This is a genomic window from Pseudomonas sp. KH_050 (assembly GCF_057838875.1).
The window spans coordinates 3,650,218-3,664,420 of the sequence record NZ_CM174478.1; the positions used below are offsets into that span (position 1 = coordinate 3,650,218).

Annotated in this window: 8 protein-coding genes; all 8 read left to right on the forward strand. The window is 61.7% G+C overall.

The features are described 5' to 3' along the window. Positions 1-11 precede the first annotated feature (11 nt). The 8 genes from treZ (at position 12) to AC3IUA_RS16675 (ending at position 14,071) form a co-directional block, all read left to right on the forward strand. Positions 12-1,805, forward strand: coding sequence for a malto-oligosyltrehalose trehalohydrolase (gene treZ / locus AC3IUA_RS16640; protein WP_489355466.1), 1,794 nt, complete (start codon positions 12-14; stop codon positions 1,803-1,805). Next, positions 1,802-3,883: a 4-alpha-glucanotransferase gene (gene malQ, locus AC3IUA_RS16645; RefSeq protein ID WP_489355468.1), complete on the forward strand. Its 2,082-nt coding sequence runs from the start codon at positions 1,802-1,804 to the stop codon at positions 3,881-3,883. The genes treZ and malQ overlap by 4 nt, the downstream gene beginning before the upstream one ends. Then, positions 3,880-6,663 (forward strand): malto-oligosyltrehalose synthase, encoded by a 2,784-nt coding sequence (locus AC3IUA_RS16650; protein WP_489355470.1) that lies wholly within the window; start codon positions 3,880-3,882, stop codon positions 6,661-6,663. Before malQ ends, AC3IUA_RS16650 begins: the two co-directional genes overlap by 4 nt. A gap of 21 nt (positions 6,664-6,684) precedes the next feature. Continuing rightward, positions 6,685-6,966, forward strand: a complete 282-nt coding sequence (locus tag AC3IUA_RS16655; protein ID WP_489355472.1) for a DUF2934 domain-containing protein — start codon at positions 6,685-6,687, stop codon at positions 6,964-6,966. 286 nt (positions 6,967-7,252) lie between these two features. Next, the gene (gene glgX, locus AC3IUA_RS16660) at positions 7,253-9,412 is read left to right on the forward strand and encodes a glycogen debranching protein GlgX (protein ID WP_489355474.1); all 2,160 of its coding nucleotides are present in this window, start codon (positions 7,253-7,255) and stop codon (positions 9,410-9,412) included. A 212-nt stretch (positions 9,413-9,624) separates the two neighbouring features. Beyond that, positions 9,625-10,383 carry a PIG-L deacetylase family protein gene (locus AC3IUA_RS16665; RefSeq protein WP_489355475.1) on the forward strand — a complete coding sequence of 253 codons (759 nt, stop codon included), beginning with the start codon at positions 9,625-9,627 and terminating at the stop codon, positions 10,381-10,383. Between the two features lie 91 nt (positions 10,384-10,474). After that, complete coding sequence (locus AC3IUA_RS16670; protein ID WP_489355476.1) at positions 10,475-11,275, forward strand: endonuclease/exonuclease/phosphatase family protein; 801 nt, start codon at positions 10,475-10,477, stop codon at positions 11,273-11,275. Positions 11,276-11,521: 246 nt separating this feature from the next. Next, complete coding sequence (locus AC3IUA_RS16675; protein WP_489355477.1) at positions 11,522-14,071, forward strand: autotransporter family protein; 2,550 nt, start codon at positions 11,522-11,524, stop codon at positions 14,069-14,071. The last annotated feature ends 132 nt before the right edge of the window (positions 14,072-14,203 follow it).

The window sequence follows — 14,203 nt, forward strand, 5'->3', positions numbered from 1 at the left end:
GGTCTTCATAGATGCCGTTACGGACTCTGGAAACCTGGCCCCACGGCGCAATCATGCTGGATGCAGAGCACACCCGCTTTGCCTTGTGGGCGCCAGATGCGTTTTATGTCAGTGTCGAACTGGAAGGCGGCGAATCGCTGCCGCTGTTACCCCAAGCCGACGGCTGGTTCGTCATACAGACCCGTTGCCCCGCCGGTACCCGTTACCGTTTCAATATCGATGGCGAACTGGAAGTGCCTGACCCCGCCACCCGGGCTCAGGCCGGCGACGTGAATTCCCCCTGCGTGGTGGTCGACCCTCTCGCTTACCGCTGGCAGCACAGTGCATGGCAAGGCCGTCCGTGGCATGAGGCGGTGATCTATGAGTTGCATGTCGGCGTGCTGGGGGGTTACAGCGAAGTCGAGAAACACTTGCCGCGTCTCGCCGCGCTGGGCATCACCGCGATCGAGTTGATGCCTCTCGCGCAATTCCCCGGTGACCGCAACTGGGGCTATGACGGGGTTTTCCCCTATGCGCCACAAGCCTCCTACGGTACGCCCGAACAGCTCAAGCAACTGATCGACTGCGCCCACGGCCTGGGCCTGGCAGTGATTCTCGACGTGGTCTACAACCACTTCGGCCCGGACGGCAACTACCTGCATCGCTACGCCAAGAGCTTTTTTCGCGAAGACAAGCACACCCCGTGGGGAGCGGCGATAGACTTTCGCCGCCGCGAAGTGCGGGACTTTTTCATCGACAACGCCTTGATGTGGGTTCTCGAATACCGCTTCGACGGCCTGCGCCTGGACGCGGTGCATGCCATCGATGACCCGGAATTCCTGCTGGAACTGGCACAGCGTGTGCGGCAACAGATCGACCCGTCTCGACATGTCTGGCTGACCCTGGAAAACGAGTTCAATCAGGCCAGCCTGCTGGAGCAAGGCTTCGACGCCCAATGGAACGATGACGGGCATAACGCGTTGCATGTGCTATTGACCGGCGAAACCGATGCCTACTACGCCGACTACGCCGAGCAACCCACCGAAAAGCTTGCCCGCTGCCTGAGCCAGGGCTTTGTCTACCAGGGTCATATCACCCGCCACGGCACCGCGCGCGGCGAACCCAGCGGGCACTTGCCACCCAGCGCCTTTGTGCTGTTCCTGCAGAATCACGACCAGATCGGCAACCGTGCATTGGGTGAGCGGCTGAACCACCTGGCGCCGCCGCAAGCGCTGCATGTCGCCACCGTGTTGTTGCTGCTGGCGCCGATGATCCCCTTGATGTTCATGGGCGATGAGAACGCGGTCAGCGAGCCGTTCCTGTTTTTCACCAGCCACCACGGTGAGCTGGCCGAGGCGGTTCGACAGGGCCGTCGCAATGAGTTCGCTGCCTTCAGCGCCTTCGCCGATCCGCATAAACGCGAGCAGATTCCCGACCCGAATGCTCCTGAGACGTTTCACGCTTCCCGCCCGGATCCCGCTCAAGCGACTGCCGATACCCAACGTGCGACCCAAACGCTGTACCGGCAACTGCTGGAAATCCGCCATCGGGAAATCATCCCGCGCCTGCCCGGTGCCCGGGCATTGGGCGCCAACGTCCTGGCCGAGGGTGCCCTCAACGCGCGCTGGCGGATGGGCGACGGCAGCCTGCTGCGCATTGACTTGAACCTCGGCGCACAACCGCTGGCCCATTCAGCACCGGACCTGGCACAGGTCCTTTTCGAATACCCGCAACAGGCATTCCGTCTGCTGCAGCAGGGCACCCTCGCCCCGTACAGCGCGCTCGTCACTCTGACAGCGCCGACCCTGACTGGAGAGCGCCCATGAGCGATACGCAACTGGAAATACTCGCCAGCCACGCGGGCCTGGCAGTCGACTGGATCGATGCCAATGGCCGAGCACAAAAAGTTTCTCCCGCCGTACTGCGTGCAGTCCTCATCGGGCTCGGCCACCCTGCCTCGACGTCACAGGAAATCGATGCCAGCCTGCTCGAGCTGCAACAGGTCCAACAGACCAAGCGACTGCCACCGTTGTTGACCGCGGACTTCGGCAAGGGCCTGGATCTGGCACACTACTTTGCCCCTGAAACACCTTGCGAGATTCAGCTGGAAGACGGCGCCGTTCTCAGCCTGAAACTGGATGCCGAGGCGGTCCTGCCGGGTCTGGTTCCGGTGGGTTATCAAAGCGTCAACATCGCCGGGCAACATTTCACCCTGGCCGTCGCGCCCAGCCATTGCTACAGCGTCGGCGATGCCGTCGACAGTCCGACGCCGCGGGCCTGGGGGCTGAGCGTGCAGCTGTATTCGCTCAGACGTCCGGGTGATGGCGGCTTCGGCGACACTCAGGCGCTGGAAAACCTTGCCCGGGTCGCCGGCGAACGCGGCGCCGATGCCTTGGCCATCAGCCCCTTGCACGCCATGTTCAGCAGTGATCATCAGCGTTACAGCCCCTACTCCCCCTCCAGCCGGCTGTTTCTCAACAGCCTGTATGCCGCACCCGGAGCGATACTCGGTGAGCGGGCGTTGCGCACCGCGATTGATGCCACTGGCCTGGCCGAAGAGTTGCACCACCTGGAGCGTCAGCCCCTGATCGACTGGCCGGCCGCGGCCGACGCCAAACAACGGCTGCTGCGGGCACTGTATGACGGTTTCTGCCAGGGCGAGCATCCATTGCATGAAGACTTCAGCAGCTTTCGTCACAGCGCGGGCGAAGCGCTGGAAAACCATTGCCGATTCGAGGCGCTGCAAGCCGAGCGCGCGGCCCGCGGCGAAAGCCTGGACTGGCGCGAGTGGCCAGAACAGTGGCGTGATCCACGCAGTGCGACACTGGCCGAGTTCGCCGAACAAAATGCCGGGGACATCGGTTTCTTCGCCTTCTGCCAATGGCTGATCGCCCGCTGCCTGGAACGCGCGCAAACCGCGGCGCGCAGTAGCGGCATGGGCATCGGCTTGATCGCCGATCTGGCGGTGGGCGCCGACGGCGCCGGCAGCCAGGCCTGGAGTCGCCAGGACGAATTGCTTGCGGAGCTGACTGTCGGCGCCCCCCCGGACATCCTCAACCGTACTGGCCAGGGCTGGGGCATTTCGGCGTTTAGTCCTGAAGGGCTGGTGCGCAACGGCTTTCGCGCGTTCATCGAAATGCTCCGGGCCAACTTCGCTCATGCCGGCGGGCTGCGAATCGACCATGTCATGGGCCTGCAGCGCCTTTGGGTGATCCCCCGGGGCGCACCACCGAGTGACGGCGCCTACCTGTATTACCCGGTTGACGACCTGCTGCGGCTGCTGGCGCTGGAATCATTCCGGCATCAGGCCATTGTCCTCGGCGAAGACCTCGGCACCGTGCCGGAGGGTCTGCAGGAAAAGCTCATCGCCCGCTCAATGCTCGGCATGCGCGTGCTGCTCTTCGAGCAAGACCACAACGTGCGCTTCAAATCGATTCTGGAGTGGTCGGATAACGCGCTGGCCACCACCAGCACCCATGACCTGCCAACGCTCAACGGCTGGTGGCACGGCCGCGATATCGAATGGAACGTACGCCTGGGGCACACCGATGCCCCCGCCGAAGCCCATTGGCGAGCACATCGACAACGCGAGCGTGATGGTTTGCGCCGGGTCTTGAGCCAGGATCCTCAGAATTTTCGCGAAGAGTCCCACGAAACCGACCAGATCCTCGACGCCAGCACTCGCTTCCTTGGCCACACGCGTGCGCCACTGGTGTTACTGCCACTGGAAGATGCCCTGGGCATCGACGAACAGGCCAACCTGCCCGGCACCACCGACAGCCATCCCAATTGGCGTCGACGCTTTGCCGGCGATAGCGAAACATTGCTGGATGACCCGGATGCCGCACGGCGCCTGGAAATGCTCGCCTGCGCTCGCCGGCAAGCTTTCGAGCGTGATCGATGAACGACCAGGCGCATCCGTTGCGGGCAACCGTGCGCCTGCAATTTCATCGGGGGTTCACCCTGGATGACGCGGTGCCGTTACTGCCCTATTTCGCTCGCCTGGGCATCAGCCATCTCTATGCTTCGCCGCTGCTCAGTGCCCGCAGCGGCTCCATGCACGGCTACGACGTGGTCGACCCGACCACGGTCAATCCCGAGCTCGGTGGCGAAGCGGCCTTGCGGCGCCTGGTCGACGCCCTGCGTCAACAGCACATGGGCCTGATCCTCGACGTCGTCTCCAACCACATGGCGGTGGGCGGCGCTGACAACCCCTGGTGGCTGGACTTGCTGGAGTGGGGGCGGCGCAGCCCCTACGGCGAGTTCTTCGATATTCAGTGGCATTCCCCCGACCCGTTGCTTGAAGGCCAGTTACTCCTGCCCTTTCTGGGCAGTGACTACGGCGTCGCGCTACAGGACGGGACTATCCCCCTGCGCTTCGATCCGGGAGGCGGGAGCTTTTATGTCGAGCACTACGACCACCGCTTCCCGATCTGCCCCACCGACTACGGTGAACTGCTCAAGCCCGGCGATCAGCTCGATCCCGAATCCGCACAACTGCTCAAGTCTCTGGCTGACCGTTTCAGCGCCCTTCACTACCTGTCCGACGCTCACTCCCTGGCGGTGCCGCTGCACCGGGAACTGCTCGAACTGGCCCGCCAGCCAGTGATCCAACAAGCCATCGAACACAGCCTGAGCCGTTACGATTCCCGCCAATCCGAAGGTCTCGAACGCCTGCACAACCTGCTGGAGCGGCAAAGTTATCGGCTGGCCAGCTGGCGCACCGCGGCCGACGATATCAATTGGCGGCGCTTCTTCGACATCAACGAACTCGGCGGCCTGCGGGTCGAGCGCCCGGTGGTGTTCGAAGCCACCCACGCGAAGATTTTCCAGCTGATCAGCGAAGGTCTGGTGGACGGTTTGCGCATCGACCATATCGACGGACTCGCCGATCCGCGAGGTTACTGCCGCAAATTGCGCCGACGGGTCGATGCCTTGTCGCCTTCGCGGCACTTCCCGATCTACGTCGAGAAGATCCTCGGCCTGGGTGAAACCCTGCACACCGACTGGCAGGTGGACGGCAGCACCGGCTACGAGTTCATGAACCAGGTGTCGTTGTTACAACACGATCCGCAAGGCGCCGACACCCTCGCCGAGCTATGGAGCCGACACAGCGAACGCCCTGCCGGATTCCTCCAGGAAGCGCTGCTGGCCCGTCAGCAGATCCTCAACGGCTCCCTGGCCGGGGATTTCGAAAGCGTCGCCCAGGCGTTGCTGCAGATTGCCCGCGATGACCTGATGAGTCGCGACCTGACCCTGGGGGCGATCCGCCGGGCCCTGCAGGAGTTGATCGTGCACTTCCCGGTGTACCGGACCTACGTCAGTGCGCGTGGACGGGCAGCAGAAGATAACGTGTTCTTTCAACAGGCCATGGCCGGTGCCCGCAGTACCCTGGGCGAAGCCGATTGGCCGGTGCTCGACTATCTCGAACGCTGGCTCGGCGGCCAGCCCTGGAGCGAACGTCCCGTGGGCAGGCAACGCAAGATCCTCAAGCATGCCTCGGTGCGCTTTCAGCAGTTGACGTCGCCTGCCGCCGCCAAGGCGGTGGAAGACACTGCCTTCTATCGTTCGGCGGTGCTGCTGTCGCGCAACGATGTCGGCTTCAGCAGCGAGCAGTTCAGTGCCCCGGTTGCGGACTTTCACCAGGCCTGCAGCCAGCGCTTGGCAACCTTCCCGGATAACCTGCTGGCCACGGCCACCCATGATCACAAGCGCGGTGAAGATAGCCGCGCCAGGCTGGCCGTGCTCAGCGAACGCAGCGCCTGGTATGCCGATCAGGTCGAGCAGTGGCGAGCACTGGCCGCTCCCCTGCGCAGCGATCCCATCGCGCCGTCGGCGGGCGATGAACTGATCCTCTATCAGGCCCTGCTCGGCAGTTGGCCGCTGGCGCTGCGCAGTGACGATACCCAGGCCCTGCAGGACTATGCCCAACGCCTCTGGCAATGGCAGCAAAAAGCCCTGCGCGAAGCCAAGCTGCAGAGCAGCTGGAGCGCGCCGAACGATGCTTATGAGCAGGCGACTCAGGCCTTCCTCGAGCGCGTGTTGTTGTCACCCGAAGGGCTTGAGCTACGCTCTGCCATTGGCAACGCCGCGCAATTGATTGCTCCGGCCGGCGCCTTGAACGGTTTGGCTCAAACCTTGCTGCGGCTCACGGTGCCAGGTGTCCCTGATCTGTATCAAGGCAACGAGTTCTGGGACTTCAGCCTGGTGGATCCGGACAACCGCCGTCCGGTGGATTTCAACAGTCGGCAACAGGCATTGCAGAGTGCCGCCGAGGTTTCGCAGTGGCTGGTGAACTGGCGTGACGGGCGTGTCAAACAAGCGCTGATTGCCAAGGCGCTGGCCCGCCGCGCCGAACATCCGGAGCTGTTTCGTCGGGGCCGCTACCAGGCCCTGGAAGTGCTCGGCAACCAGGCTGAACGGGTGCTGGCGTTCAGCCGCGAAATCGAAGGTCGATGGGCTGTGGTGATTGTTCCACGCCTGATATCCGGTCTGCTGAAACCTGGCGCGCCACCACGGGTGTGCGCATCGGATTGGGGCGATACCCGGGTAAAACTGCCATTTACAGCCTCCGGGCAACATTTGAAGGGACTTTTTTCAGCCTGCGCAGTCACAAACCACAAGGAGCTAATGATCAGCGCCGCGCTGGGGGACTTCCCGGTCAATCTCTTTATCCAAACTTGAGTTCAGTTCAGGAGCATAGCGATGAGTACCGACGACAAACGCGTCCGTGAGTTTGCCTATCAAATCTGGGAATCCGAAGGTAAGCCCGAAGGCCAGGAAGCCCGCCATTGGGAGATGGCGCGCAAGCTCGCCGAGGCTGAAGCCCTGGTCCCTAACAAACCACCTAAAGCCAGTACCACCAAGGCCAAATCCACAGCCAAGGCCAAAGCGCCCGCGGCTGCACCCGTAGTAACGCCGCCAGGCGAGAAAAAAGCCGCTGCCGCGAAAAAACCACGAGCACCGCGTAAGCCATCGGCGGGCTGACCTGTGTAACCCCTCGCAACAGGTGGATTGAACACACCCTGTGGCGAGGGAGCTTGCTCCCGCTCGGCTGCGAAGCAGTCGTAAACCGGTTGATGCGTTACATCTGACAGAACGCGTTTGCAGATTTTGGGGCCACTTCGCGACCCAGCGCGAGCTTGCTCCCTCGCCACAAGTGACCGCTCGACATCCGATTGTTGCCCGCCCCCCGATCGCACTCTCGCTCACTAAGGAAAAAAAGCATCGCTGATTGACCGAACGAACACGTTACTCATTTGCAGGAGCATCTATGGCCACGCCAAAAAAAGTCGCGCCAGAACCTCAGGTCGAGGTTTCGCGCATCCGTGAAGGTTTGCCCTTTCCATTGGGCGCGACATGGGATGGTCTGGGGGTCAACTTCGCTCTGTTCTCGGCCAATGCCACCAAGGTCGAACTGTGCCTGTTCGATGACGTCGGCGAAGTAGAACTCGAGCGCATCGAACTGCCTGAGTACACCGACGAAATCTTTCATGGCTACCTGCCTGACGCCCATCCCGGGCTGATTTACGGCTACCGGGTCTACGGCCCTTACGACCCGGAAAATGGCCATCGTTTCAATCACCACAAGCTGCTGATCGACCCCTACGCCAAGCAACTGGTGGGCGAGTTGAAATGGTCCGAGGCGCTGTTCGGTTTCACCATCGGCCACCCTGATGCCGACCTCAGTTTCGATGAACGGGACAGCGCGCCGTTCGTGCCCAAATGCAAGGTGATCGACCCGGCCCACACCTGGGGTCACGATCACCGCGTCAGTGTGCCGTGGGACCAGACGATCATTTATGAGACTCACGTGCGCGGCCTCACCATGCGCCATCCCTCCGTCCCCGAGGCTGTGCGCGGCACCTTCGCCGGGTTGATGGTCGATGACGTGCTGGAACATATTCGCAAGCTCGGCGTGTCGTCGGTCGAACTGTTGCCGATCCACGCCTTCGTCAATGACCAGCACCTGCTGCACAAGGGCATGACCAATTACTGGGGTTACAACAGCATCGCCTTCTTCGCCCCGGACCCGCGCTACCTGGCCAGCGGCAAGATCGCCGAGTTCAAGGAGATGGTCGCGCACCTGCACGAAGCCAATCTGGAAGTGATTCTCGACGTGGTCTACAACCACACCGCCGAAGGCAATGAACAGGGGCCGACGCTGTCCATGCGCGGCATCGACAACGCCTCCTACTATCGCCTGATGCCCGGCGACAAGCGCTTCTACATCAACGATTCCGGGACCGGCAACACCCTGGACCTGAGCCACCCCTGTGTGCTGCAAATGGTCACCGACTCGTTGCGTTACTGGGCTTCGGAAATGCACGTCGATGGTTTCCGTTTCGATCTGGCGACCATCCTCGGGCGCTACCATGAGGGTTTCGACGAACGCCACAGTTTCCTCGTTGCCTGTCGCCAGGATCCCGTGCTGCGCCAGGTGAAGATGATCGCCGAGGCATGGGACTGCGGCCCCGGAGGTTATCAGGTGGGTAACTTCCCGCCGGGCTGGGTCGAGTGGAATGATCGTTTTCGCGACACCGCACGAGCCTTCTGGAAGGGTGACGACGGCCAACTGGCAGACTTTGCCGGGCGCATGACCGCCTCTGGCGAGATGTTCAACCAGCGCGGTCGCCGCCCCTACGCCTCACTCAACTTCATCACCGCCCACGATGGCTTTACGCTGAACGATCTGGTCTCTTACAACGACAAGCACAACGAAGCCAACGACGAGAACAATGAGGACGGCACCAACAACAACCTGTCCTGGAACCACGGCGTCGAAGGCCCGACCGACGACCCGCAGATCAATGCGTTGCGCCAGCGCCAGATGCGCAACTTCTTCGCCACCCTGCTGTTTGCCCAGGGCACACCGATGCTGGTGGCCGGTGACGAGTTCGCCCGCACCCAGCACGGCAACAACAACGCGTATTGCCAGGACAGCGACACCGGCTGGGTCGACTGGGACCTTAGCGACGATGGCAAGGCCCTGCTCAAATTCGTCAAACGCCTGATCAAGTTGCGTCTGGCCTATCCGATCCTGCGGCGCGGACGTTTCCTGGTGGGCAATTACAACGAGGACATCGGCGTCAAGGACGTCACCTGGCTCACGCCCGACGCCAGCGAGATGACCACCGAACAATGGGAGGAAGGCCATGGTCGCTGCCTGGGTATGCTGCTCGACGGCCGCGCCCAGGAAACCGGGATCCGCCGCAAAGGCGCCGACGCGACCTTGCTGCTGGTGGTCAACGCCCATCACGACGTCGTCAATTTCACCTTGCCGCAAGTACCCGACGGCAGTTTCTGGACCTGTCTGGTCGACACCAACCAACCCTCGATCCGTGGCCAGGAACGTTTCGATTTCGATGACCAGTACTCAGTGACCGGACGCTCGCTGCTGTTGTTCGAACTGCAGCGTGAAGAAGAGGATTAACCACCAGCCCCAGGCCACTCTCCAAGGAAAATTTTACCGATTATTCAGTGAAAGGCGACGTAACCCGAAGTATGGGCAATACTCAGCTCGCGGCAATCCAGGGTCCGGAAAGCCGGCAAACTTCTATCTGCACCTCGTCATCGACATGCAGAGGTTGACTTCAAGCCATCATCCATATCTGGCGGCACTACCAAAACAAGGATGTGACATCGATGAAATCCGTCTCGCTCCCCGATAGCAGCTTCCCGGCACAGGTGTGGAACAGCGCACTGCAGCTGGAGAATATCCCGGTCATCAATACCAGCACGCTGGTCCCGCCAGGCGCTCGCGTCGTGGTGATCGCCCCGCATCCCGGGGACGAAGTCGTGTCCTGCGGCGGTCTGCTGCAGTTATTGACCAGCCTTGGGCATCCCCTGCAACTGATCTCGATCACCGATGGCAGTGCCAGCCACCCGGGCTCGAACCTGTGGTCGGCCAAGCGTCTGAGCGTGTTCCGCCCTCAGGAAAGTGTCGAAGCCCTGAGGCGCCTGGGATTGCCCATGCACAGCCTGAAGTGGATCCGCGGCGGCTTCACCGACAACGCGCTGGCCGAGCAGGAGCAGCAACTGACCCGGTTCATTGCGCGTTATCTACGCCCCGGCGACGTGGTTTTCAGCATCTGGCGCGAGGACGGCCATGTCGACCATGATGCGGTCGGTCGGGCCGCCGCCAGAGCGGCCGCAATGGTCGACGCGCACCTTCGGGAAATACCCCTCGGGGCCTGGCACTGGCCGGCTCGCGAGCAAGGACTGATTCCCTGGCAACGGGCGCGCAAGATACGCCTGGACAGCTGGACAGTGGCCCGCAAAAGCCATGCGACCCATGCCTATGCCAGCCAACTGGACGGCGAGCCGGCCATCGGAATTGCGCCGATGCTCTCACGGCCGGTGCTCGAGCGCTTGCGCCTGCCCTACGAGATCGTGTTCTTGTAAGCGCGGGAGGTTGATCAACGGTCCGAAACTCTGAACTGCCGGGAAAAGTATCAGTCGCATAGGTAACCGGCCTTGATTCAGAGGAGCGACCGTGACCAGCGATTCAGACAGATTCTCTGTCAGCTCGGCAGCGTTGAACACTTCCCCGGCGATTCATCGCCTGAGAGTCCTGACAGTCAATACCCACAAGGGGTTCACCGCCCTCAATCGGCGCTTTATCCTTCCGGAATTACGCGAAGCCGTTCGCAGCACCTCGGCGGATCTGGTGTTTTTGCAAGAGGTGCTGGGCGAGCACGACCGCCATGCCTCGCGCTTTGACAACTGGCCGCAACAGTCCCAGTACGAGTTCCTCGCGGACAGCATGTGGAGCGACTTCGCCTATGGCCGCAATGCGGTCTATCCGAACGGCCACCACGGCAACGCGCTATTGTCGAAATACCCGATCCGCCATCATCGCAATCTCGACGTGTCGATCACCGGCCCCGAACGTCGCGGACTGCTGCATTGTGTGCTGGAGGTGCCGGGGCATGCCGAAGTGCACGCGATCTGCGTGCATTTGAGTCTGCTGGAAAGCCACCGCCAATTGCAGCTGGCCCTGCTCGGCCAACTGTTGGAATCATTGCCCGAGAAAGCACCGGTGATCATTGCCGGCGACTTCAACGATTGGCAGCTGCAGGGCAACGCCACCCTCGCCCGGCATAACTATCTGCACGAAGCTTTCGAACGCTACCATGGGCGTCCGGCCAAGACCTATCCCGCGCGCTGGCCACTGCTGCGCCTGGACCGTATCTACCTGCGCAATGCCAGTAGCCACCAGCCGAAAATCCTCAGCCACAAACCCTGGCCCCATCTCTCCGATCACTTGCCATTGGCGGTGGAAGTGCACCTCTGAACGCTTGAATTTGGCCTGCGCTATCACGATTACAGGCTCACCACAACTGTCAGATCTGACAGTACCGTTTGTCAGTTCCCTATTCATCGGCCACTAAAAGCGACTAGTACTGAAGTTGTCTGAAGGATCAGACATTTTTCAGTCCATTAGTGCAGAACCTTCAAGTCACTCATGAGCTTTTTTGATTGTCTGCGCCATGAATTCACGCCAGGAAGCCTCAATAAAAACCAAGGATCCGGACCTATCATGAATCGTCAAAACCCGCTATTTAAGTCATTACCGACAGCTTTTGCGATCACCAGCTCATTGCTGATTCTCTACCCTGAACCGGCTCAAGCGGCCTGCACGCTCACGCCCGGAGTCGGCAATGACACCTTCACCTGTGACAGTGGCAACAGCGGCCCACTCACCGATCTGTCCGGCGACAACAGCCTGACGTTTCCCGCCACTGGAACGGGCAGCATCATCGGTAATGTCAGCTTCGGCGCCGGCAACGACCGGGTAGTGATGGATTCGGGCACGATCACCGGCACCCTCAATCAGGGTGATGGCCAGGACACCCTGCAGATCAACGCCGGGCAAATCGCCGGTGCTGTCCGCCAGGGCAGTGGCATCGATGATTTCATCATGAGCGGCGGGCGCATCCAGTCCCTGGCCCAGGGCGATGGCCTGGACACCTTCCTGATGACCGGTGGGACAATCGTCGGCGCCTTCGAGGACGGCGACATCGCGAAGATGACTGGCGGCACCATCGGCCGGGTGGATATGAAGCTCGACGACAACACCTTCGATCTGTCCGGAGGAGAGATCATTGGCAATCTGGTCACCGGCTTCGGCACCGACACGATCATCGTCTCCGGCGGCAGGATTGGCGGCAATGTCAGCGTCAGCGGTGGCGACGACAGCATCACCGTCACCGGCGGTGTCATTGACGGGGAGATTCGTGCCAGCAACGGCAACGACCGCCTGCTCTGGGAGGGCGGCGGCCTGATCAACTCGGCGATATTGATGGGCGATGGCAATGACAGCACTGTGCTGCGCAATCTCGCCGAGGCAATACTCTCCTCCACCCCCAATCTGGATGGCGGGCCAGGCAATGACACCTTGACGTTCGATAGCAGTACCTCGGGCAACCCTGCACGCTATATCCATTGGGAGACGGTCAATCTGGGTAAGGACTCGATCTTCAACCTGGCCGGGAACTTTGTCCTGGGTGACAGCGTTACCGGTGCCGGCGTTTTCAACATCGATGCCAGCAGCGCCCTGGAGGTCTCAGAAGGGAGCATCAGCCCTTTCACCAGCGGCCGACTCACCACCCTGAACAATGCCGGGGTCATCGACATGAGATCCGGCAACAGCCGTACGAGTGACAGCCTGACCGTACAGGGCAACTACGTCGGCAACAAAGGCCAACTGCGCCTGCAAAGCGTGCTCGGCGATGACCTCTCGGCCAGCGATAAACTGGTGGTCAACAACGGTAACTTGAGCGGCAACACCCGAATCAGCGTCAGCAACCTTGGCGGCCTCGGCGCACTTACCCGGCAGAACGGCATCCAGCTGGTCGAGGCTCAAGGCACCGCCGTCAGCGACGCCCAGGCATTCTCCCTCAAGGGTACGGTCACGGCCGGCGCCTATGACTACCACCTGTATAAAGGCGGGGTGACCCCCGGCACCGAGAACAGTTGGTACCTGCGCTCGGCGGTGGTGGCCCCGGCCGTGGTGACCGTGGCCAATCCGGACCCGAGCCTGCCGCCCATCAGCGTTCCCGTGGTGGCAGTGCCGGTTGCGGCCGCCGGAACCCCGGCATTGCCGGCGGCGGTTCCCGGCGCGGCGCCGATTCCCCTGTACCGCCAGGAAGTACCCGTCTGGTCGGCGCTCGTTCCGGCGGCGGCGACCCTCACTCTGACCGCGCTCGGTACCTTCCATGAGCGTCAGGGCGAGCAGCGTCTGTTGACCGAGACCGGGGCATTGGGCGCAGGCTGGGGCCGGGCCTATGGCAAGAGTCTGGACCGGACCTGGGCGGGTACGGTAACCCCGAGCCTGAAGGGTTCACTCAGCGGATTTCAGATTGGCCATGATGTGTACGGCTCACACACCTCCGGAGGACAAACCCAGCGCAGCGGTTTTTTTCTCGGACAGACCCGCCTGCGGGGTGACATCGATGGTTTCAACCAGGGCTATGAGGGACGCCGCGCGGGCAAGCTGAAGTACGAAAACTACAGCCTGGGCTTGTACTGGACCCTCACCGACCCACAAGGCCGGTACCTCGATATGGTCGCCATGGGCACTCGTCTGGACGGTCACAGCAGCTCCGAACGCGGTCTCAAAATCCGCAACCGCGGGCATGCGCTCAGCCTGTCGGCGGAAGCCGGTTACCCGATTGCGCTGCCTGGCAACTGGGTGTTCGAACCGCAGGTACAAGCCATCTATCAACAGATCTCGCTGGACAGTCAGGACGATGGCATTTCCCGGGTCTCCTTCGACTCGGACAGCGCCTGGACAGGCCGTCTGGGTGTGCGCCTCAAAGGTGCCTACGAGGTCAACGGCATGCCGGTGGAACCCTACCTGCGCAGCAACCTGTGGCAGACCTTCGACGGTACCGACACTGTCACCTTCGACAATGCCACCCGGATCACCACCGAGCAGAAAGCTTCCTCGGCGGACATCGGCATCGGCCTGGTGGTGAGTCTAACCTCCTCCGTCAGCCTGTATTCCAGCGTCGATTACAGCACCCACCTCGACAGCAATGACCTTGAAGGCTTCGCCGGCAACCTGGGTATCCGGGTCAGTTGGTAGTCCGTAGTCTGCCATGACGGCCTCAGCCTCGAAGGGAGGCTGGGTGTGCGGATGCGTTGGTGTTAGATGTGACAGCACCGTTCGTCGGCCATTTCATTCGCGAAAGATAATTTACAACTACACCTTTGAATA